The organism is Streptomyces sp. NPDC020845, assembly GCF_044334165.1.
Lineage (GTDB): Bacteria > Actinomycetota > Actinomycetes > Streptomycetales > Streptomycetaceae > Streptomyces.
The window spans coordinates 388,293-409,232 of record NZ_JBIRSJ010000002.1; the positions used below are offsets into that span (position 1 = coordinate 388,293).

Annotated in this window: 23 protein-coding genes; 11 read left to right on the forward strand and 12 right to left on the reverse strand. The window is 71.6% G+C overall.

The features are described from left to right. Positions 1-14 precede the first annotated feature (14 nt). The 6 genes from thiS to ACH4U7_RS05665 all read left to right on the forward strand — a co-directional run bounded on the left by thiS (position 15) and on the right by ACH4U7_RS05665 (position 5,287). Positions 15-215, forward strand: a complete 201-nt coding sequence (gene thiS, locus ACH4U7_RS05640; RefSeq protein ID WP_385626051.1) for a sulfur carrier protein ThiS — start codon at positions 15-17, stop codon at positions 213-215. A gap of 55 nt (positions 216-270) precedes the next feature. Further along, positions 271-1,086, forward strand: a complete 816-nt coding sequence (locus ACH4U7_RS05645; protein ID WP_398527001.1) for a thiazole synthase — start codon at positions 271-273, stop codon at positions 1,084-1,086. A gap of 25 nt (positions 1,087-1,111) precedes the next feature. After that, positions 1,112-1,573 (forward strand): SRPBCC domain-containing protein, encoded by a 462-nt coding sequence (locus ACH4U7_RS05650; protein ID WP_398526727.1) that lies wholly within the window; start codon positions 1,112-1,114, stop codon positions 1,571-1,573. A gap of 185 nt (positions 1,574-1,758) precedes the next feature. Next, complete coding sequence (gene pknB, locus ACH4U7_RS05655) at positions 1,759-3,711, forward strand: Stk1 family PASTA domain-containing Ser/Thr kinase (RefSeq protein ID WP_398526728.1); 1,953 nt, start codon at positions 1,759-1,761, stop codon at positions 3,709-3,711. A 67-nt stretch (positions 3,712-3,778) separates the two neighbouring features. Continuing rightward, positions 3,779-4,660 carry a deoxyribonuclease IV gene (locus ACH4U7_RS05660; protein WP_398526729.1) on the forward strand — a complete coding sequence of 294 codons (882 nt, stop codon included), beginning with the start codon at positions 3,779-3,781 and terminating at the stop codon, positions 4,658-4,660. Positions 4,661-4,753: 93 nt separating this feature from the next. Beyond that, positions 4,754-5,287, forward strand: a complete 534-nt coding sequence (locus tag ACH4U7_RS05665; protein WP_398526730.1) for a DUF4396 domain-containing protein — start codon at positions 4,754-4,756, stop codon at positions 5,285-5,287. Between the two features lie 52 nt (positions 5,288-5,339). Here the strand turns inward: ACH4U7_RS05665 and ACH4U7_RS05670 are convergent, their stop codons facing one another. Beyond that, positions 5,340-5,963 (reverse strand): sulfite oxidase-like oxidoreductase, encoded by a 624-nt coding sequence (locus ACH4U7_RS05670; protein WP_398526731.1) that lies wholly within the window; start codon positions 5,961-5,963, stop codon positions 5,340-5,342. A 157-nt stretch (positions 5,964-6,120) separates the two neighbouring features. Here ACH4U7_RS05670 and bfr point away from each other — a divergent pair, with 157 nt between their 5' ends. Further along, the gene (bfr, locus tag ACH4U7_RS05675; protein ID WP_398526732.1) at positions 6,121-6,603 is read left to right on the forward strand and encodes a bacterioferritin; all 483 of its coding nucleotides are present in this window, start codon (positions 6,121-6,123) and stop codon (positions 6,601-6,603) included. Between the two features lie 21 nt (positions 6,604-6,624). Here the strand turns inward: bfr and ACH4U7_RS05680 are convergent, their stop codons facing one another. Together ACH4U7_RS05680 and ACH4U7_RS05685 are read right to left on the reverse strand one after the other, a co-directional pair. Then, positions 6,625-6,876, reverse strand: a complete 252-nt coding sequence (locus ACH4U7_RS05680; RefSeq protein WP_398526733.1) for a bacterioferritin-associated ferredoxin — start codon at positions 6,874-6,876, stop codon at positions 6,625-6,627. A gap of 175 nt (positions 6,877-7,051) precedes the next feature. Then, positions 7,052-8,401: a class II 3-deoxy-7-phosphoheptulonate synthase gene (locus ACH4U7_RS05685; RefSeq protein WP_398526734.1), complete on the reverse strand. Its 1,350-nt coding sequence runs from the start codon at positions 8,399-8,401 to the stop codon at positions 7,052-7,054. 121 nt (positions 8,402-8,522) lie between these two features. Here ACH4U7_RS05685 and ACH4U7_RS05690 point away from each other — a divergent pair, with 121 nt between their 5' ends. Next, entirely contained in the window at positions 8,523-8,579 is a 57-nt protein-coding gene (locus tag ACH4U7_RS05690) for a trp operon leader peptide (protein ID WP_106436732.1), read from the forward strand. 93 nt (positions 8,580-8,672) lie between these two features. Beyond that, positions 8,673-10,625, forward strand: coding sequence for an anthranilate synthase family protein (locus ACH4U7_RS05695; RefSeq protein WP_398526735.1), 1,953 nt, complete (start codon positions 8,673-8,675; stop codon positions 10,623-10,625). A 67-nt stretch (positions 10,626-10,692) separates the two neighbouring features. Here ACH4U7_RS05695 and ACH4U7_RS05700 read toward each other — a convergent pair whose 3' ends face one another. The 4 genes from ACH4U7_RS05700 to ACH4U7_RS05715 all read right to left on the reverse strand — a co-directional run bounded on the left by ACH4U7_RS05700 (position 10,693) and on the right by ACH4U7_RS05715 (position 14,837). Then, entirely contained in the window at positions 10,693-11,721 is a 1,029-nt protein-coding gene (locus ACH4U7_RS05700) for a 6-phosphofructokinase (RefSeq protein ID WP_385625995.1), read from the reverse strand. A 299-nt stretch (positions 11,722-12,020) separates the two neighbouring features. Then, a complete protein-coding gene (locus ACH4U7_RS05705; RefSeq protein ID WP_398526736.1) occupies positions 12,021-12,761 on the reverse strand; it encodes a response regulator in 741 nt (246 codons plus the stop codon). Then, positions 12,758-13,972 carry a MacS family sensor histidine kinase gene (macS, locus tag ACH4U7_RS05710; protein WP_398527002.1) on the reverse strand — a complete coding sequence of 405 codons (1,215 nt, stop codon included), beginning with the start codon at positions 13,970-13,972 and terminating at the stop codon, positions 12,758-12,760. Before macS ends, ACH4U7_RS05705 begins: the two co-directional genes overlap by 4 nt. A gap of 61 nt (positions 13,973-14,033) precedes the next feature. After that, on the reverse strand, positions 14,034-14,837 hold the full coding sequence (locus tag ACH4U7_RS05715; RefSeq protein ID WP_398526737.1) for a lysophospholipid acyltransferase family protein: 804 nt from the start codon (positions 14,835-14,837) through the stop codon (positions 14,034-14,036). A 181-nt stretch (positions 14,838-15,018) separates the two neighbouring features. On the opposite strand from ACH4U7_RS05715, the gene ACH4U7_RS05720 reads away from it, so the two are divergent. Beyond that, positions 15,019-15,849 carry an alpha/beta hydrolase gene (locus tag ACH4U7_RS05720; RefSeq protein ID WP_398526738.1) on the forward strand — a complete coding sequence of 277 codons (831 nt, stop codon included), beginning with the start codon at positions 15,019-15,021 and terminating at the stop codon, positions 15,847-15,849. Beyond that, positions 15,836-16,456 carry a hypothetical protein gene (locus ACH4U7_RS05725; RefSeq protein ID WP_398526739.1) on the forward strand — a complete coding sequence of 207 codons (621 nt, stop codon included), beginning with the start codon at positions 15,836-15,838 and terminating at the stop codon, positions 16,454-16,456. Before ACH4U7_RS05720 ends, ACH4U7_RS05725 begins: the two co-directional genes overlap by 14 nt. A 55-nt stretch (positions 16,457-16,511) precedes the next feature. Here the strand turns inward: ACH4U7_RS05725 and ACH4U7_RS05730 are convergent, their stop codons facing one another. From ACH4U7_RS05730 to ACH4U7_RS05750, 5 genes are all read right to left on the reverse strand, one after another. Then, positions 16,512-17,327, reverse strand: coding sequence for an endonuclease/exonuclease/phosphatase family protein (locus tag ACH4U7_RS05730; protein ID WP_398526740.1), 816 nt, complete (start codon positions 17,325-17,327; stop codon positions 16,512-16,514). A 20-nt stretch (positions 17,328-17,347) separates the two neighbouring features. After that, entirely contained in the window at positions 17,348-18,289 is a 942-nt protein-coding gene (locus ACH4U7_RS05735; RefSeq protein WP_014180406.1) for an ROK family glucokinase, read from the reverse strand. Positions 18,290-18,346: 57 nt separating this feature from the next. Continuing rightward, positions 18,347-18,859 carry a DUF5304 domain-containing protein gene (locus ACH4U7_RS05740; protein ID WP_398526741.1) on the reverse strand — a complete coding sequence of 171 codons (513 nt, stop codon included), beginning with the start codon at positions 18,857-18,859 and terminating at the stop codon, positions 18,347-18,349. 101 nt (positions 18,860-18,960) lie between these two features. Further along, positions 18,961-20,289, reverse strand: a complete 1,329-nt coding sequence (locus tag ACH4U7_RS05745) for an ArsA family ATPase (protein ID WP_398526742.1) — start codon at positions 20,287-20,289, stop codon at positions 18,961-18,963. Positions 20,290-20,458: 169 nt separating this feature from the next. Continuing rightward, the gene (locus ACH4U7_RS05750) at positions 20,459-20,902 is read right to left on the reverse strand and encodes an SRPBCC family protein (protein ID WP_398526743.1); all 444 of its coding nucleotides are present in this window, start codon (positions 20,900-20,902) and stop codon (positions 20,459-20,461) included. Between the last annotated feature and the right edge of the window lie 38 nt (positions 20,903-20,940).

The following is a 20,940-nucleotide window of genomic DNA, read 5'->3' on the forward strand; positions in this document are numbered from 1 at the left end:
CCATGAGCGCCTCCATGACCGTCTCCGTGAACGGCGAGCCCCGCGAGCTCCCTGGCGGCACCACCCTCGACCTGCTGGTCGCGGAGCTGACCCCGGCGCGCTCGGGGGTCGCCGCGGCCGTCAACGAACAGGTCGTCCCGCGCGGCCAGTGGCCCGCCACCCCGCTCGGCGACGGAGACCGGGTCGAAGTCCTCACCGCGGTCCAAGGAGGCTGAACCCCAGATGGCCGAGACGATGCACAACACCATGCCCGACACGACGTACGCCACCATGCGCCCCGAACCGGACCCCGACCCGGATCCGCTCACCATCGCGGGGACCGCCTTCTCCTCCCGCCTGATCATGGGCACCGGCGGCGCGCCCAGCCTGGAGGTCATGGAGCGCTCACTGCTCGCCTCCGGTACGGAGCTGACCACCGTCGCGATGCGCCGCCTGGACCCCACCGTCCAGGGCTCGGTCCTGTCGGTGCTCGACCGGCACGGCATCCGCGTGCTGCCCAACACCGCCGGGTGCTTCACGGCCGGTGAGGCGGTGCTGACCGCCCGGCTGGCGCGGGAGGCGCTGGGCACCGACTGGGTCAAGCTGGAGGTGGTGGCCGACGAGCGCACCCTGCTCCCCGACCCGGTCGAGCTGCTGGACGCCGCCGAGACGCTGGTCGACGACGGCTTCACCGTCCTGCCGTACACCAACGACGACCCGGTCCTGGCCCGCAAGCTGGAGGACGTGGGCTGCGCCGCGATCATGCCGCTGGGCTCCCCCATCGGCTCTGGCCTCGGCATCCGCAATCCGCACAACTTCCAGCTGATCGTCGAGCGCGCCACGGTCCCGGTGATCCTGGACGCGGGGGCGGGCACCGCCTCGGACGCCGCGCTCGCCATGGAGCTGGGCTGCGCGGCGGTGATGCTCGCATCCGCCGTCACCCGTGCCCAGGAGCCCGTTCTGATGGCCGAGGCCATGCGGTACGCGGTCCGGGCCGGCCGACTGGCCCACCGCGCCGGCCGTATCCCGCGCCGCCATTTCGCCCATGCCTCCTCGCCCGGGGAGGGGCTGGCCGCGCTGGACCCGGAGCGCCCGGCGTTCGAGTAGGGCGGTGAGCGGTTAGCGTGGTGACATGGGTGGCATGGTGGCCGACCGGATCGAGCGCGAGGTGTACATCCAGGCGCCCGTCGACCGCGTATGGCGGGTGCTGACGACCCCCGAGCACATCCGCGTCTGGTACGCGTTCGAGGGGTGCGAAATCGACCCGCGCCCCGGCGGGACGCTCCGCTTCCGCTGGGATGAGCAGGGGGAGTTCCACGGCAGGGTGGAGAAGGCGGTGCCGGACGCGCTGTTCCGATTCCGGCTCGCCAGCGAGCCGGACCGCGCCCTGGGCGCGGAACCGGGCGACTCGACCCTGGTGGAGTTCGCGCTCTCCGCCGAGGGCCCCGGCACCCGGCTCCGTCTGACCGAGAGCGGCATCCAGGAGCTCGCGGTGCCGGACGCCGCGAAGGCCAAGCACGCGGAGTACGCCGCCGCGACCTGGGCCACCGCACTGGAGGAGCTGTCCGCGCTGGCCGCCGCGTCGCACAACTAGGGCACGCGCACAACCAGGGCACAGCCAAAGCACCCGCGAAGGCACCCGCGAAGGCGCCCGCGAAGGCACAACAAGGGGTGAAGCCGACCCCGCCGCGGCGCCCGGTGTCACCGTTCGGCACCAGTCCCGCGCCCGGGCCTGGCAGGTGACCTTGCGTGTCGTGTCGGCTCGTAGACTGCTCTCTCGTGGATACGACCCTGCATGACCCCTTGGTCGGACAGCTGCTCGACGGCCGCTATCGCGTCGAGGCGCGCATCGCCGCGGGCGGCATGGCGACGGTCTACCGCGCCGTCGACACGCGGCTCGACCGCGTGCTGGCCCTCAAGGTGATGCATCAGTCGCTCGCCACCGACGACGCCTTCGTCGAGCGCTTCATCCGCGAGGCGAAGTCCGTGGCCAGGCTCGCCCACCCCAATGTGGTCGGCGTTTTCGACCAGGGCACCGACGGCTCCCACGTCTATCTCGCGATGGAGTACGTCGCCGGGTGCACGCTGCGCGATGTGCTGCGCGAGCGCGGCGCGCTGCAGCCGCGGGCCGCGCTGGACATTCTGGAGCCGGTGCTTGCCGCGCTCGGGGCGGCGCACCGCGCGGGGTTCGTCCACCGGGACATGAAGCCGGAGAACGTGCTGATCGGCGACGACGGCCGGGTGAAGGTCGCCGACTTCGGGCTGGTCCGGGCCGTGGACACCAACACCAACGCCTCCACCGGCACGCTGCTGGGCACCGTCTCCTATCTCGCGCCCGAGCAGATCGAGCACGGCACGGCCGACACCCGCGCCGATGTCTACGCCTGCGGCGTGATGCTCTACGAGATGCTGACCGGCGCCAAGCCGCACACCGGCACCGTCCCGGCGCAGGTCCTCTACCAGCGGCTGAACGAGGACGTGCCCCCGCCGTCCGCCCTCGCGCCGGGGGTCGCCGCGCAGCTGGACGAGTTGGTCGCCGCCGCCACCGCGCGCGAGCTCGGGCAGCGCCCCGCAGACGCGGTCGAACTGCTCGGCCTCGCGCGGACCGCGCGCGCCGCGCTGACCGACGAACAGCTCGACGCCGTGCCCCCGCAGGCCAAGGCGGACGCGCACGACGGCTCCGAGGACCGTACGAGCGTGATCCCGCGCCCGGTCGGCGGTATCGGGGGGCCGGTGCCCGCCGATGAGCAGCAGCTCAATCTCACCAGCAGGCTGGAGCTGCCGCCGCAGCCGCCGCAGACCGGTCCTCCCCGGCGGTCCGCCGGCCGCGGCCGGCTGCCGCGCCGCGGGATCGTGACGATCGTGGTCGGGCTGGTGCTCGCGCTCGGCCTCGGGGTGGGCATCTGGTACATCAATTCCGGCCAGTTCACCAAGGTGCCCTATGTGCTGGGCAAGTCCGAGGCGGACGCCCGTAAGAAGCTGAAGGACGCCGGGCTCGAGGTGAAGATCACCCGGGAGTTCAGCGATGTCGTGGACAAGGGCAAGGTCATCAAGACCGACCCGGGCGGCGGCAAGCAGATCCGCAACACCGGCACGGTGACGATCCACGTCTCCGACGGGCCGCCGCGCACACAGGTGCCCAATGTCGTGGGCATGCCGCTCAAGGAGGCGAAGCAGCAGATCTCGGACGCGAATCTGTCCGTCGGCGAGGTGACCGAGACCTTCCGCGACGAGACGCCGCAGGGCGTGGTGCTCAGCACCGACCCGAGGGCCGGCACCACCCGCCGGCCGAACACCCGCGTGGGGATCGAGGTCAGCAGGGGCCCCAAGATCGAGATCCCCGATGTGATCGGCGAGTCCGAGGACGACGCCCGGTCCGAGCTGACCGAGGCGGGGTTCAAGGTGGAGATCGCGCCGGAGCGGGTCTTCTCCGACGAGGACAAGGGCTCGGTCGCCGAGCAGAACCCGCCCTCGGACGGGGGTGCCGTGGGCGGCAAGGGCGACACCATCACCCTGACCCTGTCCAAGGGCCAGGAGATGATCGAGGTGCCGGACGTCACGGGCATGTCCGAGGGCGACGCCAAGCAGACCCTGGAGGCGGCGGGCTTCGAGGTCGACGTGGACAAGCCGCTGCTGTTCCCCGGCGACACGGTCACCGACCAGTCGGTGGACGGCGGTGACGAGGCACCCAAGGGCAGCTCCATCACGATCAAGTTCAAGGGCGTCTTCTGAGAGAGCCTTGAGGGATGTCCCCGGGCCCGGCGCACGGCCGTCGGGCCCGGACTGGCACCCTGGCCTCGTGAGTACGTCCAAGAACCGCGCCCGCGCCCGCAATCCGGTCGGCGGCCATATCCGTGTGGCCGGCGGCCTGGCCACCATCGGCCTGCCGTACGCCCGCGACATCGGCGCCGAGACCGTCCAGGTCTTCGTCGCCAACCCGCGCGGCTGGGCCACCCCGCACGGTGTGGCGGCGCAGGACGAGAAGTTCCGCGCGGCGTGTGCCGACGAGTCGATCACGGCGTACGTCCACGCCCCCTACCTGATCAACTTCGGCTCGCACAGCGCCGAGACGGCCGAGCGGTCGGTCGACTCGCTGCGCCACTCACTGCGGCGGGGCCGCGCCATCGGTGCGCTGGGCGTCGTCGTCCACACGGGCTCCGCCACCGGCGGCCGGCCGCGGCCGAAAGCGATCGCCCAGGTGCGGGAGCGCGTCCTGCCGCTGCTCGACGAGCTCACCCACGACGACGACCCGTGGCTGCTGCTGGAGCCGACGGCCGGCCAGGGCTCCTCGCTGTGTTCGCTGGTCGAGGACCTGGGCCCGTACTTCGACGCACTGGACCGCCATCCCAAGCTGGGCGTCTGCCTGGACACCTGCCATGTCTTCGCCGCCGGTCACGATCTGGCGGCCCCGGGCGGGATGAAGAAGACGCTCGACGAGCTGGTCGCGGTCACGGGCAAAGGTCGGCTGAAACTGATCCATGCCAATGACTCCAAGGACGTCGTCGGGGCCCATAAGGACCGCCACGAGAACATCGGCGCGGGCCATATCGGCGCCGATCCGTTCCGGGAGCTGTTCCGGCATCCGGCGACGAAGGGGGTGCCGCTGGTGATCGAGACTCCGGGCGGCAAGGAGGGGCATGCGACGGATGTGGCGCGGCTCAAGGAGCTCCGCGACGGCTGACGCCGACAGGCTTCGGGAATACCCCGGTGGGGTATCTGGTTCACCGAAGGAAACGACGGCAGGAACACCATCACCCACCGGAGAGTGAGCCCGATGGAGCAGCACGACGTCCACGCCGGACATGAGCACCACCAGCACGGCGACATCGACCACGCCACACATGCCGACCACACCGGGCACACCGGGCACGCCCCGGCGAGCTGGGCCATGGCCGTCCAGGCCACGCTGCACTGCCTCACCGGCTGCGCCATCGGCGAGATCCTGGGCATGGCCATCGGCACCGCGCTCGGCTGGCACAACGCCCCGACCATGATCCTGGCGATCGTGCTCGCCTTCGTCTTCGGCTACTCGCTCACCATGCGCGGCGTGCTGCGCGCCGGTCTTGACCTGCGTACGGCCCTCCGGGTCGCGCTCGCCGCGGACACCGTCTCGATCATCGTGATGGAGCTCGCCGACAACGCGACCATCCTGGTCTTCCCGGGGGCGATGGACGCGACGCTGGCCGACGCGCTGTTCTGGCTGAGCCTCGCGCTGTCCTTCGTGGTCGCCTTCGCCGTGACCACCCCCGTCAACCGGTGGATGATCGGCCGCGGCAAGGGCCACGCCGTGGTGCACCAGTACCACTGACACCGACACCGACACCGACACCACGAGCACCGCCGATACGGGCGAGGCGGCACTACAGCTCCGGGCCGTCCCCCGGCTGCTCCTGGTACGAGTAGCGCTGCTCCCGCCAGGGGTCGCCGATGTTGTGATAGCCGCGCTCTTCCCAGAAGCCACGGCGGTCGGCGGTCATGTACTCCACACCCCGGACCCATTTGGGCCCCTTCCAGGCATAGAGATGGGGGACGATCAGCCGGACCGGAAATCCGTGCTCGGCCGTCAGCAGCTCGCCGTCCTTGTGCGTGGCGAAGATGGTCTTCTCGGCGGCGAAATCCGAGAGCCGCAGATTCGAGCTGAAGCCGTACTCCGCCCACACCATCACATGCGTGACCTCGGGAGCGGGCGGCGCGAGTTCCACGATCCGACGCGCCGCCACGCCGCCCCATTCCGCGCCCAGCATGCTGAATTTCGTCACGCAGTGCAGATCGGCCACGACGGTGGAGTACGGCAGCGCCGAGAACTCGTCGTGCGTCCAGACGTGCTTTTCCCCGTCGGCGGTGGCGCCGAAGACCCGGAACTCCCAGCGGTCCGGCTTGAACTTGGGGACCGGCCCATAGTGCGTAACCGGCCAACCGCGCTGCAGCCGCTGCCCCGGGGGCAGCTGTCCGAGCTCCCCCTCGCGGCTTTCCGACTGACCCATGGGCTCCATGGTGTCAGACCTTCGGGGGTGGTCGTGACCAGGGCGGCAGCTATCCGGGCAACTCATACTAAGCGTGCACTTACTGGACGCTCTCGACAGGGCGGTGCGACGATGCGCACAACCCGCCATCCCGTTCGGATTGGAAGGAGCCCCTTCGATGCAGGGCGACCCCGAGGTCCTCGAGTTTCTCAACGAACAGCTGACCGGTGAGCTGACCGCGATCAATCAGTACTTCCTGCATTCGAAGATGCAGGAGAACTTCGGCTGGACGAAGCTCGCGACATACACCCGGGCGGAATCGTTCGACGAGATGAAGCACGCGGAGACGATCACCGACCGGATCCTGCTCCTGGACGGACTGCCCAATTATCAGCGGCTGTTCCATGTCCGCGTGGGCCAGACGGTCACCGAGATGTTCCAGGCGGACCGGCAGGTGGAAATCGAGGCCATCGACCGCCTGAAGCGCGGCATCGAGGTCATGCGGACCAAGGGCGACATCACCTCGGCCAATATCTTCGAGGACATCCTCGCCGACGAAGAACACCACATCGACTATCTCGACACCCAGCTCCAGCTGATCGACAAGCTCGGCGAGGCGCTTTACATCGCCCAGCAGATCGAACAGCCGGACAGCAGCTGACCGGAGAGCCGACCGAAGCGTTTACGCGGCTTCCGCGACCTGGGGCTCGGACCCCGCCGCGACGGCGGGCACATCGGCCGGGCCGAGGGTGTCCAGGGACTCGCGCCGCGGGCACGCCCCGCGGCCCAGCAGCGCCTGGATGCGCCGTACGCAGGAGCCGCAGTCCGTACCGGCCTTGCAGGCGCCCGCGATCTGGCGAGGGGTGCAGGCACCGGACTCGGCGTGCTTGCGCACCTGCTTCTCGGTGATGCCGAAGCATGAGCAGACGTACACGCGGCTCTCCAGATCGATCAGTGAGGTAACCCTTACCTTACCTTCCCCTCCCGAGGGCCGCCAACGCCGATGGGGCGCAGATCGTGTGATCCGCGCCCCATCGCACCGTTTCAGTCCCGGTATGTCACCGGCCTCCGTACGTCACCGGTCCCCGTACGTCACCGGTCCCCGTACGTCACTGGTCCCGGTACATCTCCGCGACCAGGAACGCCAGGTCCAGCGACTGGCTGCGGTTGAGCCGCGGGTCGCAGGCCGTCTCGTAGCGCTGGTGCAGATCGTCGACGAAGATCTCGTCGCCGCCGCCCACGCACTCGGTGACATCGTCGCCGGTCAGCTCCATGTGGATACCGCCCGGGTGGGTGCCGAGCCCCTTGTGGACCTCGAAGAAGCCCTTGACCTCGTCCAGCACATCGTCGAAGCGCCGGGTCTTGTGCCCGGACGCCGCCTCGAAGGTGTTGCCGTGCATCGGGTCGCAGATCCAGGCCACCTGGGCGCCGGAGGCCGTGACCTTCTCGACCAGGTCGGGCAGCTTGTCGCGGATCTTGTCCGCGCCCATCCGGGTGATGAAGGTGAGCCGGCCGGGCTCGCGGTTCGGGTCGATCCGGTCGATCAGCGACAGCGCCTCTTCGGGCGTCGTCGTCGGGCCGAGCTTCACGCCGACGGGGTTACTGATCCGCGCGGCGAACTCGACATGCGCCCCGTCCAGCTGACGGGTGCGCTCGCCGATCCACACCATGTGGCCGGACACGTCGTACAGCTCGCCCGTACGGGAGTCCGTACGGGTCAGCGCCGACTCGTAGTCCAGGATCAGGGCCTCGTGCGAGGAGTAGAACTCGACGGTCTTGAACTCCTCCGGGTCCACCCCGCAGGCGTTCATGAAGTTCAGCGCCCGGTCGATCTCGCGCGCCAGCGCCTCGTAGCGCTGCCCCGCGGGGGACGACTTCACGAAGTCCTGGTTCCAGGCGTGCACCTGGCGCAGGTCCGCGTAACCGCCGGTGGTGAAGGCACGCACCAGGTTCAGCGTCGAGGCGGATGCCTGGTACATCCGCTTGAGCCGCTGCGGGTCCGGGATCCGGGCCTTCTCGGTGAACTCGAAGCCGTTGACCGAGTCGCCCCGGTAGGTCGGCAGGGTCACCCCGTCACGGGTCTCGGTCGGCTTGGAGCGCGGCTTGCTGTACTGGCCGGCGATGCGCCCGACCTTCACCACCGGGACCTGCCCGGCGTAGGTCAGCACGGCGCCCATCTGCAGCAGCGTCTTCAGCTTGTTGCGGATCTGGTCGGCGCCCACGGCGTCGAACGCCTCGGCGCAGTCGCCGCCCTGCAGCAGGAACGCTTCACCCCGGGCCACGGCACCCAGGCGGTCGCGCAGCTGGTCGCACTCGCCCGCGAAGACGAGTGGCGGATAGGACTCGAGCTCGGCGATCACCTCGCGCAGAGCCGCTTGGTCCGGCCAGTCGGGCTGCTGCGCCGCGGGAAGAGACTTCCAGGTGTGGCCACCGGTGTGGGATTCAGCGTTCAGGGTCACGCCAGCAAGGTTACGGGGTCCGCTGAGCCGTCCAGCCCCCTGCCCACCTAATGAGACACCTGCCACCGCGCGCCCCTCCCGCACCACCGCGCACGCGGAAAGATGCGGTAGGGTCCGGGCCATGTTCGCGCAGCTGACCATGACCTGGTGGTGGACCGCTCATCCGGCGGCCCACTGATCGCGCGTACTCACCGACATCGCGAAGGCCGCCCGAGGGGCGGCCTTCGGCGTATCCGCGGGTCGTTCCTCCCTCCCGGAAGGAACCACCGCAATGCACAGTGATCCGCACCACGACCCCCACGCGATCGTCCGGCGGCTGCTGGCCGCCGACTGCCCACCCTTCGCCCTGCTGCACCGCCGTACGCCCGGCCACGCCCCCGACACCGTCGAGCTGCTGCTCGGCCCGGTCACCGAGGTGGCGCGGCTGACCGACATCCCGCTGCCGACCGGGGCGCCGACCACCGGCGCGCCCGTGCGCGACGCACTGGCGCTGGTGCCGTTCCGGCAGATCCGCGAGCGCGGGTTCGACGTACGCGACGACGGGACGCCGCTGGCCGTGCTGCGGCCCGAGGAGACGTACGAGCTGCCGCTGGACGAGGTGCTGGACGCGCTGCCCGCGCACCAGGTGCGGGTCGAGGGCGGGGCCTTCGACGTGGCCGACGACGACTACGCGGCGATCGTCGAGCGGGTCGTCGAGGACGAGATCGGGACCGGCGAGGGCGCGAACTTCGTGATCCGCAGGACGTTCCGCGGCGAGATCCCCGGCTTCGACCGCGCCGACGCGCTCGCGCTGTTCCGCCGGCTGCTGGCCGGGGAGCGCGGCGCGTACTGGACGTATGTCGTCCGGCTGGCGGACGGCCGGACGCTGGTGGGCGCCAGCCCCGAGGTGCATGTGCGGATGTCCGGGGGGACGGTCGTGATGAACCCGATCAGCGGGACGTACCGCTATCCCCGGGACGGGGCCCGGCTGGACGGGCTGCTGGAGTTTCTGCACGACCGCAAGGAGGTGGAGGAGCTGTCCATGGTCGTGGACGAGGAGCTGAAGATGATGTGCACCGTCGGCGACATGGGCGGCGTGGTCGTCGGCCCCCGCCTCAAGGAGATGGCACACCTCGCGCACACCGAGTACGAGCTGCGCGGCCGCTCCTCCCTCGACGTCCGGGACGTGCTGCGGGAGACGATGTTCGCGGCGACCGTGACCGGCTCGCCGGTGCAGAACGCCTGCCGGGTGATCGAGCGGTACGAGCCCGCCGGGCCGGACGGCGCGGGGCGCGGCTACTACGCGGGGGCGCTCGCGCTCATCGGGCGGGACGCCGGCGGCGCGCAGACCCTGGACTCGCCGATCCTGATCCGCACCGCCGACATCGACGGCACCGGCGCGCTGCGGGTGCCGGTCGGGGCGACGCTCGTACGCCACTCCGACCCGCGCAGCGAGGTCGCCGAGACCCACGCCAAGGCGGCCGGGGTGCTCACGGCCCTCGGCGTGCGCCCCGCGCCCGCGGGGCGGGGCGACGGCCCCGCGCTTCCCCGCCTGGCTGACGACCCCCGGGTACGGGCGGCGCTGGACGCCCGGCGAGCCGACCTGGCCCCGTTCTGGCTGCGGATGCACACGCCCGAGACCGCGCCCTCGGCGCCGACCGGGCACGCTCTGGTGGTCGACGGCGAGGACACCTTCACCGCGATGCTGGCCCATCTGCTGCGGACCACCGGGCTGACGGTGACCGTGCGGCGGTTCGACGAGCCGGGGGTACGGGAGGCGGCGCTGGCCCACGACGGGCCGGTGGTGCTCGGCCCGGGGCCGGGCGACCCGTCGGATATGACCGACCCGAAGATGCGGTTCCTGCGCGAGCTGACGGCGGACCTGGTGCGCGGGCACCGACACGGGCTGCTGGGCGTGTGCCTGGGACACGAGCTGCTGGCGGCCGAGCTGGGTCTTGAGGTCGTACGGAAGGACGTGCCGTTCCAGGGCGCGCAGGAGCGGATCGGCTTCTTCGGACGCGAGGAGACCGTCGGCTTCTACAACACCTTCACCGCCCGGTGCGACGAGTCGGCCGCGGCCGAGCTCGCGATGCACCGGGTGGAGGTCAGCCACGACCCGGCGACCGGGGAGGTACACGCCCTGCGCGGCCCGAACTTCGCGGGCGTGCAGTTCCACCCCGAGTCCGTACTGACCCTGAACGGCTCCGCCATCGTGGCCGAACTGCTGGCCGCCGTCCTGGTCTGACGGCAGCCCCTCGGCCGCCCGGGACGCAGCCCGGGGCGGCCGAGGGCGGAGCCTCGCGCGTGGCGCTTCAGCCGAAGAAGACCTCGGCCTCGGCGTACAGGGAGAGGTCCACGGTCTTCAGCCGTGCGGTGGCCTCCGTGAGGGGGACGCGGACGATGTCGGTGCCGCGAAGCGCGACCATCTTGCCGTAGTCCTCGTCCCGGACGGCGTCGATGGCGTGCAGCCCGAAGCGGGTGGCGAGCCAGCGGTCGAAGGCGCTGGGGGTGCCGCCGCGCTGGACGTGGCCGAGGACGGTGGTGCGGGCCTCCTTGCCGGTGCGCTTCTCGATCTCCTTGGCCAGCCACTCGCCGATACCGGAGAGCCGGACATGGCCGAAGGAGTCGAGCGACCCGTCCTTGAGCACCGCGTCGCCGCCCTTGGGCATGGCGCCCTCCGCGACGACGACGATCGGGGCGTAACGGATCTTGAAGCGGGACTCGACCCAGGCGCAGATCTGGTCCACGTCGAAGCGCTGCTCGGGGATGAGGATGACGTTGGCGCCGCCGGCCAGCCCGGAGTGGAGGGCGATCCAGCCCGCATGACGGCCCATCACCTCCACGACGAGGACGCGCATATGCGATTCGGCCGTGGTGTGGAGGCGGTCGATGGCCTCGGTGGCGATGTTGACGGCGGTGTCGAAGCCGAAGGTGTAGTCGGTGGCGGACAGGTCGTTGTCGATGGTCTTGGGGACGCCGACGCAGCGGATCCCGTACTCGCTGGACAGCCGCGCGGCCACCCCGAGCGTGTCCTCGCCGCCGATCGCGATGAGCGCGTCCACTTCCTCCTTGGCGAGGTTTTCCTTGACCCGGCGGATGCCGTCCTGGCTCTTGAGGGGGTTGGTGCGGGAGGACCCGAGAATCGTGCCGCCGCGCGGCAGGATGCCGCGCACGGCCTGGATGTCGAGGGTCACGGTGTCGCCCTCGAGTGGACCGCGCCAGCCGTCCCGGAAGCCGACGAAGTCGTAGCCGTATCCCTGCACGCCCTTGCGGACGACGGCGCGGATGACCGCGTTGAGCCCGGGGCAGTCACCGCCACCGGTCAGCACTCCGACCCGCATCGTTTTTCCCTTCTTCCATGAAAACGCGCGAATGACCCGATACGGGAAGCCACGCTAACGGTGATCCAGGTCACACGGGATAGGGCGGGAAGTGAATCCCCTGTGCACAGGGGCAGTTGACGGCCAACTTCACTCGAACGAGCGGCGGCAGCCGCCCCTGGCGAGTGAGCCGAAGGGGCGCGGTCGCTGTCGAAAGGGAGAGCGCGCGGAGGCCCCGAGGAACGAGGGGTCGAGCACGGTCGACCGTCGACAGGGGCTGTAGCGCCCCGGAGGCGAACCGAGCCTTAAAAAAAGGGGGGTCAGGCACCGGTGTCCAAGCCGCGTTCGATCGCGTATCGCACCAGCTCGACGCGGTTGTGCAACTGCAGCTTGCCGAGGGTGTTCTGGACGTGGTTCTGCACCGTGCGATGCGAGATGACCAGCCGCTCGGCGATCTGCTTGTACGACAGCCCCTTGGCCACCAGCCGCAGCACCTCCTTCTCCCGCTCGGTCAGCCGGGGGGCGACGGGGCGGTCGGGCGCGGCGGGGGCGGGGTCGGTCGCCAGTCGGCGGTACTCGCCGAGCACCAGGCCCGCGAGGCCCGGGGTGAACACCGGCTCCCCGGCGGCGGTCCGGCGCACCGCGTCCAGCAGATCCTCCGTACTGGCCGATTTGAGCAGATAGCCGGTCGCGCCGGACTTCACCGCCTCCAGGACGTCCGCGTGCTCCCCGCTCGCGGACAGGACGAGTACGCGCGGGCCGGACGGGCCCGACTCGCCGCCCACGAGCTGCTTGCAGACCTCGACCCCGGGCAGCCCGGGGAGGTTGAGGTCGAGCACCAGGACGTCGGGGTTCGCGGCCTTGGCGCGGCGTACGGCCTGGGGGCCGTCCCCCGCCGTGGCCACCACCGCGAACCCGGCCTCGGACAGATCGCGGGCGACGGCGTCGCGCCACATCGGGTGGTCGTCGACCACCATCACGGTCACGGGCCGCTCCTCGCCCCCGCCGCCCTGCCCGCCGGCCGGTGTGCCGCCCTGTCCGCTGTCCTGCCGCTCGGTCATCGTCCGGTCTCCCCCTGTCGCGGAACGCTCAACTCAACCTCGGTGCCCTGCCCGGGGGCCGAGATCCACTCGGCGCTGCCGCCCAGATCGCGCAGGCGCCCCCGGATGGACAGCGCCACACCGAGCCGCCCCTCGCGCTCGGCGTCGGCCAGCCGCCCCTCGGGAATGCCGGGCCCGTCGTCGCGGACGGTCACCGTGACCGCGTCCGGCTCGTCCTCGACCAGGATCCAGGCGTGCGCGTCCTCCCCCGCGTGCACCCGTACATTGTCCAGAGCGGCACCGACAGCGGCCGCGAGCTCGGCGGCGGCCTCGGCGGGGAGCGGTACGGCGGTGCCGGGCCCGGAAAGGGTGACGCGGGATCCGGCGTGCGGGGCCAACAGGGCCAGCAGATCGGACCGTTCGCCCTCGGCCGTCCCAGCCCCGTCCGCGGCGGGGGCGTCGGCCGCAACCTTCAGAAGTACGGCCCCGGCCGGCTCCACCGACTCCGCCGTGGCGGCCACCTGCCCGGTCGCCGGGCCGGTGGAGATCAGCGTGCGCAGCGCGATCTCCTGTTCCCCCGCCATCTGTCCCAGCTCGGCCGCCTCCCCGCCGATCGCCGCGCCCCGCCGCTGCACCATGGCGAGGACCTGCAGCACGCTGTCGTGGATATCGCGGGCCAGCCGCTCCCGTTCGCGCGTGGCCGCCTCGATCCGCAGCGCGCGGGCCAGGGTGCGCTCACTGGCGCGGGCCACCTCGACCACATAGCCGATCGCCACGCTCGCCACCCACACCAGCATGAGCATATGGACGGCGTCCTGGGCGAATCCGCCGCGCTCGATGATGTTGGCCGCGCAGACGACGGTGGAGGCCCAGGCGGCCCACCGCCAGCCGCCCTTGATCGCGAAGCCGAGCACGGCCCCTGCCGTCCATATCGACGGCAGGGTGGGCGTGCCTTCGGCGATGCGGTCGTGGGTGTCGACGAGCGGGGTGAGCAGGATGCCGACCACCGCGACGGTCAGATCACCGGCCAGGAAGCGCAGGGTGCACCGCTCGGCCGAGGAGACCATGCGGACGGTGAGCGCGGTCCATACAGTCAGCACGGCCATATAGGCGCCCGCGCCGAGCGGGTGGTCGTAGTTGTCGTAGGCGTACGCGTAGAGGGTGAGCGCGTACAGCAGCGTGAGCACCCGGTAGGCGGTCAGCGCCCGCCACAGGGGCTGCTCCACCGACATGCGCACGACACGCTCGCCCTTGGGACGCTGCGCCACTTCCCCACCCCCGCGCCGGACGCGGTTACGCGCCGGCCTTGTCCCCGCCCTGATCCCCGGACTTGTCGTCGCCCGACTTGTCGTCGCCCGACTTGTCGTCGGCCAACGCGTCGTTGGCCGCGCCCTCCGCGCTCTTGCCCTCGCGCTTACGGGCCGCCTCGGCATCCGCGATCTGCCGCTTGGCGACGGTCGCGTAGATGTCGACGTACTCCTGCCCGGACAGCTTCATGATCTCGTACATGACCTCGTCGGTCACCGAGCGCAGGATGAAGCGGTCGTTGTCCATTCCGTGGTAGCGGCTGAAGTCCAGCGGCTTGCCGATCCGGATGCCCGGCCGCATCAGCTTGGGCATGACCTTGCCCGGTGGCTGGATCTTCTCGGTGTCGATCATCGCGACCGGGATCACCGGGGCACCCGTGGCCAGCGCCACCCGCGCCAGGCCGCCCGGTTTACCGCGGTACAGCCGCCCGTCCGGCGAACGCGTGCCCTCCGGGTAGATGCCGAACAGCTCACCGCGCTCCAGCACCTCGATACCGCTCTTGATCGCGGCCTCGCTCGCACCGCGCCCGCCCGAGCGGTCCACCGGCAGCTGCCCGACGCCCTTGAAGAACGCGGCGGTGAGCTTGCCCTTCACGCCCGGGGTGGTGAAGTACTCCTGCTTGGCGATGAAGGTGACCTTGCGGTCGAGCATCGCGGGGAGGAAGAAGGAGTCGGAGAAGGACAGATGGTTGCTGGCGAGAATGGCCGGCCCCTCGGCGGGGACGTTTTCCAGTCCCTCCACCCAGGGCCGGAAGGCAAGCTTCAACGCTCCGCCGACCGACAGCTTCATGGCGCCGTAGAACAACCGAGGACCTCGCCTGTATCCGACCTGTACCCGACGAGGAGACCTTAACGTGCCTACCCCCTGTGCGGCGCGCCGCGTACGCTGAGATCCCGGGCCGCCCGGCCCCGTTACACCGCCCGGCCACATGCTTCGACCCACTGCTAGATACACCGAACGGAGATCCGCGGTGCCGCTCCTCCCCGGGGCCCAGCCGTTCCGCCACGACGGCGGAGAGATCGGCGTCCTCGTCTGTCATGGCTTCACCGGCTCGCCCCAATCGGTCCGCCCCTGGGCCGAGCACCTTGCGCGGCAGGGCCTGACGGTCTCACTGCCGCTGCTGCCCGGCCACGGCACCCGCTGGCAGGAGCTCGCGATCACCAGCCGGGAGGACTGGTACGCCGAGGTGGACCGGGAGCTGCTCGGGCTCGCCGAGCGGTGCCGTCAGGTGTTCGTCTGCGGGCTGTCCATGGGCGGCGCGCTCGCCCTGCGGCTGGCCGCCCGGCACGGGGCGCGGGTCAGCGGGGTCGCCCTGGTCAACCCGGCCCACAAGATGCACGACCGGGCGGCCCCGGCGCTGCCGCTGCTGCGCCATCTGGTCCCCTCCGTCAAGGGCATCGTGAGCGATATCGCGAAGCCGGGCACGCCGGAGTCGGGCTATGACCGGGTGCCGCTGAACGGCGCGTACCAGTTGCGCCGGCTGCTCCAGGAAGTGGACGCCGAGCTGCCGCGGGTGACCCAGCCGCTGCTGCTGATGCACAGCGCGCAGGACCATGTGGTGCCGCCGGTCGACTCGGCGCGCATCCTGAGCCGGGTCTCCTCCCCGGACGCCACCGAGCTGGTGCTGGAGCGCAGCTACCACGTGGCGACGCTGGACCACGACGCGGAGCTCATCTTCGCCGAGACCCATGCGTTCATCAGCAGGCTGGCGCGGGGTATCGATCAGGACAGCGGGGATGCGGACCCCGGGACGGATACGCGACTCGGGAAGGAGGGGGCGGCGGCCAGTGGCGGAGCGTGACCCGAACGAGAACGAGGCCGGCGCGCGGGACGACGACGCCGCGTTCGCCGAGATCGTCGCGGCGTACGACAAGGAGGCCCGGGACCCGGAGGGCCCGGCGCCGTGGCCCGAGGCCGAAGATCTCCCCGCCGACGCGCAGCGCGCGGGCGGCGAGGACGACGCGGCGGCGGATGCGGACGACGCGGCCGACGGGGACGAGGGGCGCGGCAAAGGCAGCCCGACGGCGGGGGCCGGTCCGGTGGACGTGGCCAAGTCCGATAAGCCCCTGGGCAGCTTCATCGTGTACGCGCCGGGCGTCGGCCCACGCGACTGGGAGCCCGCCGAGCCGTCCGACGACGACTTCGACGAGACCGACGAAGGTCACTTCGTCCCGCCCGAGCCACCCCCGCTCCCCGAGTCCGACACCACCACCCGCTTCGCCTGGCTGGGCGTCCTGGGCGGCCCGCTGCTGCTGCTCGGTGTGGTGCTGTTCCAGGTGGAGCTGACCTGGTGGATCACCACGCTCGGGGTGGGCGGCTTCCTGGGCGGCTTCACCACGCTCGTGCTGCGGATGAAGGACGACGACGAGGAAGAGGACGAGGACCCGGGGCGCGGCGCGGTCGTCTGACCGCGGTCCCTCGGGCCCGCTGAGGCTCCTGTGGCCTGGCCAGGAGCCCCCGGCCTCAGGCCAGGAGCCCCTTGCCCGTCGAACCGGCGGGCACGGCGGGGGAAACGCGGGGAAGCCTGAGGGCCGCCAGGACCGGGAGATGGTCCGAGGCCGCCCTCAGATCCGCCTCGGTGACCCCGGGCAGCCCGGTCGGCACCCCGCAGCCGAGGATCTCCACGCCCTCGGTCGCGAACAGCGCGTCGATACGCTCACGCGGCTGCCCCGGCGGATACGTCAGCTCGCTCCCCCAGGGCTCGGTCGCCCAGGCGTCGCGCAGCGATCCGGCCAGCCGCCGGAAGGCGCGGCCCTCGGGCTGATCGTTGATGTCACCGGCCAGGACGGTGTACGGGACGTCGAGCCGGGCCAGCTGGTCCAGGACCATCCCCGCCTGGTCGTGGCGCTCGGCCTCGGCCAGGCTCAGATGGCAGCTGACCACGCCGAGCCTGATGCCGTTGTCACCCCGGTGCCCGCCCCCGAAGCGCAGCACGGCGGTGGCCAGGCCGCGCCGGTGCAGCCCGGGGACGCGGGGCAGCAGGATGTCCTCGGTCCGCTCCACATGGGCGCGCAGCGAGGTCAGCAGCATCGGGCCGGTGGCGGTGGCGCCACCGGTGGTGTGGACGAGGCCGGTCTCGCGGGCCAGCCAGGAGGCGGCCTTGCGCCAGCGGAAGAAGCGTGGCGCCTCCTGGACGCACAGCACGTCGGGGGCGCAGGCCCGGACCACCCGGACCAGCGCCTCGCGGTCGTCGCGCATCGAGCGGATGTTGTAGCTGAGCACCCGCACCACCGCCGCGTCCTGGGCGGTGGCCGAGGCCGGCAGGTCCGCGAGCACCATGTGTCGTCCCCCCGTCCCCGTCAGCCCTGGCGGGCCAGGTCGGCAGCGCCGACGAGCCCGGCCTTGCCGCCGAGCTGGGCGGCGAGCACCTGGGCGTGCGGACGCCACTGATTGCCGACCAGCCAGCGGCGGAAGGACTTGCGGATCGGCTCGAGGACCAGGTCGCCCTCGTCGGAGACGCCGCCGCCGACGATGAACGCCGAGGGGTCGAAGAGCGAGGCGAGGTCGGCGAGGCCGGCGCCGGCCCAGCGGGCCAGCTCGCGGAAGGAGTCGATGGCGACCGGGTCGCCCTGGCGGGCGGCGTCGCTGATGTGCTTGCCCTGGATGCCCTCAGGGGTGCCGTCGCCGAGGCCGAGCAGCACCTCGGCGCTCTCCGGGGTGGCGTTGGCGCGCTGCTTGGCGTAGCGGACCAGGGCGCGGCCGGAGGCGTACTGCTCCCAGCAGCCCTGGCTGCCGCAGCCGCACAGCAGCCCGTCCGGGACCACGCGGATATGGCCGAACTCGGCGGCGACGCCGAAGCGGCCTCGGTGCAGCTTGCCGCCGATGATGATGCCGCCGCCGAGGCCGGTGCCGAGTGTGATGCACACGACGTCGTCATGGCCCTGGCCGGCGCCGAAGCGGTACTCGCCCCACGCCGCGGCGTTCGCGTCGTTCTCGACGACGACGGGGAGGCCCACCCGCTGCTCGACCTTGTCCTTGAGCGCTTCATGGCGCCAGTTGATGTTGGGCGCGAAGAGCACCGTGGCGCGCTTGTCGTCCACGTAACCGGCCGCGCCGATACCGACGGCCTCGATGTCATGGCCGGTGCTGACCTCACGCACCGCGCCCGCGATGGCGTCGACGACCCCCTCGGGAGTCTGCGGGGTCGATACCTTGCACGTCTCGAGAATCGAGCCCTCTTCGTCGACCACGCCAGCTGCGATCTTCGTGCCGCCGATGTCGACGCCGATGGTGAGTCCCATGTGTCCCTCAGTTATTTGGTCGAACCCCGCCGAGCACAACGGTACCGGAGGTGGGGCTCAGTCGAGGTCGATGTGTTCACTACTCGAAGACTCATTGCCCTTGTCCGGCTTGTCGGCGCGGTCGTCGGCCCCGGTGGCGCCGTCGTCGTCGCCACGCGTCCAGCGCTGCTCCTGACCCTGGACGGCGGCCCGATAAGCGGCAAGGAGCTCGGTGCCGGCGGTGGCGAGATGATCGAAGACCTCAGGGTTCCGTTCGATGACCGGTTCGACAGCTGCCTTTGCCTGTGCGATCAAGTGTTGTACGGCGCCCTGCACGGCCGTCCCGGCCAGCGGGGCCTGGGCCCCGGCCAGCCTGTCGGCGATGGCCTCGGCCAGTTTGCGCAGCTCCTCGGCTGCGCTGCCCGGTTCATGGCCGCTCTCGCGGGCCCGGCGGCGGGCCCGCTCCGCGGCAAGGTCCTCGGCACAGGCCCGCTCCCAGGCGTCGGGGTCGATGTCCGTGACCGGTACGTCGTTGACCGGTACGTCGGTGACCGGGGATTCGGCGGGGCGCTCGGTGGCGTCGTCGCTCATGGCGGGCTCCTGCGGCGGAGGGACTGGCGGCCCGGGGGAGTTCATCCGGGCTTGCTCTCGACGTTACCGGAATGACAAGGCGAGAAAAGGGGCATGGGGTGTCACAGGCTCCTCGGCCACAGCTCGGGGTCCGGGGCGAAGCGGACGTGGAGGCGGCCGTCGCGCAGCCCGGCACCGGACACGGTGCAGCGGCGCAGGGCGGACGGCAGCGGCAGCACCCGGTGGAACGGGCCGACGGTGACGATCAGTTCATCGCCGCGGCGCACCAGGCCGAGGGCGTCGCGGTCGGCGCCGGGCAGCGGCAGCCGCCACACCAGTTCCCCGTCGTCGGCGAGACGGTCCTCGACCGTCCACGGCTCGGCGGCCGGGCGGTCGGGACGCGGCTCGGGAGCACCGACGGAGGCGACGAGCGCGGCGAGCCCGCCCACCTGTGGCACACCGCCCGGGCCGTCGGAGTCCCGCGGGCCGTCGGGGTCCCGCAGGCCGTCGGAGTCCCGCGGGCCGTTCGCCTCGAGCGGGTCGCGGCCCAGGTGGGGCAGTTCGCGGACAGGGACGTCGGGCGCCCACTCCCCGTGCAGCTCCTTGAGCGCGGCCTGCTGCTGCCCGGACAGCGCCGCGAGCCAGGGGTCGGCGGTGCCGGTGGGCAGCAGCCGGTTGGCGACCACGGCCTCCACGCGGCAGCCGTACAGTGCGAGCCCGGCGCGCGCGGTGCGCAGCGCCCGGTCGGCGAGCGGTCCCGGGTCCACCACCAGCCGTACGGTGGTGGCCTCGGACTCGATCAGGGCCTGCACACCGGCCAGTTCGCGCTCCCAGCGCTCGGCCGTCTCGTACAGCTTCTGGGCGGGCATCGGCACCCCGGCGAGCTGCGCCAGCATCGGCCGCAGGGCGCGCGCCGCCTGCCGCTCGGCGGGCAGCAGCCGGCGCAGATAGCGGCGCAGCTGCTCGGGCAGCGCGAGGACCGCGACCGTATCGGGGGCGGGCGGCATGTCGACGACCAGGACGTCCCAGTGGGCGGCAGCCGGATCCGTGTCGTGGACCACGCGCAGCGCGCGCAGTACCGCGAAGGCCTCCGTGCCCGGCAGGCCCGTCAGCTCCTCGGGGTCAAGCGGAGTGGCGCCGAGCATGTCCAGCGCGCCGCTCCCCCGTTCCTGGAGGGAGGTCAGCTCGCCGCGGAACCAGTCGTCGGCGGCGATGCGCGCGGCCCACATGCCGGGGGCGGCCTCGACCGGCGGGGACCACGGCAGCCGCTCGGCCGACGTCGCGGCGGCGGGCCGGGGCGCGGGAAGGCCGAGCAGCGCCTCCGGGGTGCCGTCGCGGTCGGCCGTGAGCAGCAGGGCGCGCCGCCCCTCGCGGGCGGCGGCGAGCGCGGTCGCGGCGGCGACGGTGGTGCGGCCCGCGCCGCCGGTACCGGTGACGAGAACCGTACGCATGAAAAGGAGCCTCCGGGCAGGGTGGGACTGGGACGGGCTTCCCGACCGTAGCGGGATCAGCGGCGCTCGCGGTCGCGCCCGCGCCGGGCGGGGCCCAAGGCGAGCTGATTAAGAGCGAGCGGGCCGGGCGCGAGTCGCGCCCGCGCCGGGCCCGGGGCCCGGACAGAACCTAGTCGGCGCTCTCCACCCGCTTCTTCAGACCGGCCAGCGCGCGGTCGATGATGACCTTCTCGGCCTTGCGCTTGATCATGCCGAGCATCGGGATCTTGACGTCGACGGTGAGCTGGTAGGTGACCTCGGTGCGCTTGCCGCTGTCGACCGGGGCCAGCAGGTACGAGCCGTCGAGGGAGCGCAGCATCTGGGACTTGACCAGGGACCAGCTGACCTGGTTGTCACCTGTCCAGGTGTACTCGAGGGTGTAGTCGTCCTTGATCGCCCCGGCGTCGAGCAGCATCCGCACCTTCTCGGCGCGCCCCCGGTCGTCCTTGGTGAGGACGTCGGCCTCCTTCACCTCTCCGGACCACTCCGGGTAACGGTCGAAGTCGGCGATCACCTCCATCACGTCGGCCGGTGCCGCCTCGATCGTGATGCTCGAGCTGGTGTGTTCCGCCATCGCCGTGGTTCCTTCGGTGTTGGTCCGCTGATCCGCCG

Bases quoted from the DNA above. Each gene is read 5' to 3' on its own strand.
- ACH4U7_RS05700 (WP_385625995.1), bottom strand. From the start codon at position 11,721: ATGCGGGTCGGAGTGCTGACCGGTGGCGGTGACTGCCCCGGGCTCAAC.
- ACH4U7_RS05730 (WP_398526740.1), bottom strand. From the start codon at position 17,327: ATGGTGCTCGCGGACCTGCCGGCCTCGGCCACCGCCCAGGACGCGGCG.
- ACH4U7_RS05650 (WP_398526727.1), top strand. From the start codon at position 1,112: ATGGGTGGCATGGTGGCCGACCGGATCGAGCGCGAGGTGTACATCCAG.
- ACH4U7_RS05715 (WP_398526737.1), bottom strand. From the start codon at position 14,837: ATGAAGCTGTCGGTCGGCGGAGCGTTGAAGCTTGCCTTCCGGCCCTGG.
- macS (WP_398527002.1), bottom strand. From the start codon at position 13,972: ATGTCGGTGGAGCAGCCCCTGTGGCGGGCGCTGACCGCCTACCGGGTG.
- ACH4U7_RS05665 (WP_398526730.1), top strand. From the start codon at position 4,754: ATGGAGCAGCACGACGTCCACGCCGGACATGAGCACCACCAGCACGGC.
- ACH4U7_RS05740 (WP_398526741.1), bottom strand. From the start codon at position 18,859: ATGAGCGACGACGCCACCGAGCGCCCCGCCGAATCCCCGGTCACCGAC.
- ACH4U7_RS05705 (WP_398526736.1), bottom strand. From the start codon at position 12,761: ATGACCGAGCGGCAGGACAGCGGACAGGGCGGCACACCGGCCGGCGGG.
- ACH4U7_RS05670 (WP_398526731.1), bottom strand. From the start codon at position 5,963: ATGGGTCAGTCGGAAAGCCGCGAGGGGGAGCTCGGACAGCTGCCCCCG.
- ACH4U7_RS05735 (WP_014180406.1), bottom strand. From the start codon at position 18,289: ATGGGACTCACCATCGGCGTCGACATCGGCGGCACGAAGATCGCAGCT.
- ACH4U7_RS05695 (WP_398526735.1), top strand. From the start codon at position 8,673: ATGCACAGTGATCCGCACCACGACCCCCACGCGATCGTCCGGCGGCTG.
- ACH4U7_RS05745 (WP_398526742.1), bottom strand. From the start codon at position 20,289: ATGCGTACGGTTCTCGTCACCGGTACCGGCGGCGCGGGCCGCACCACC.
- ACH4U7_RS05750 (WP_398526743.1), bottom strand. From the start codon at position 20,902: ATGGCGGAACACACCAGCTCGAGCATCACGATCGAGGCGGCACCGGCC.
- bfr (WP_398526732.1), top strand. From the start codon at position 6,121: ATGCAGGGCGACCCCGAGGTCCTCGAGTTTCTCAACGAACAGCTGACC.
- ACH4U7_RS05645 (WP_398527001.1), top strand. From the start codon at position 271: ATGCGCCCCGAACCGGACCCCGACCCGGATCCGCTCACCATCGCGGGG.
- thiS (WP_385626051.1), top strand. From the start codon at position 15: ATGACCGTCTCCGTGAACGGCGAGCCCCGCGAGCTCCCTGGCGGCACC.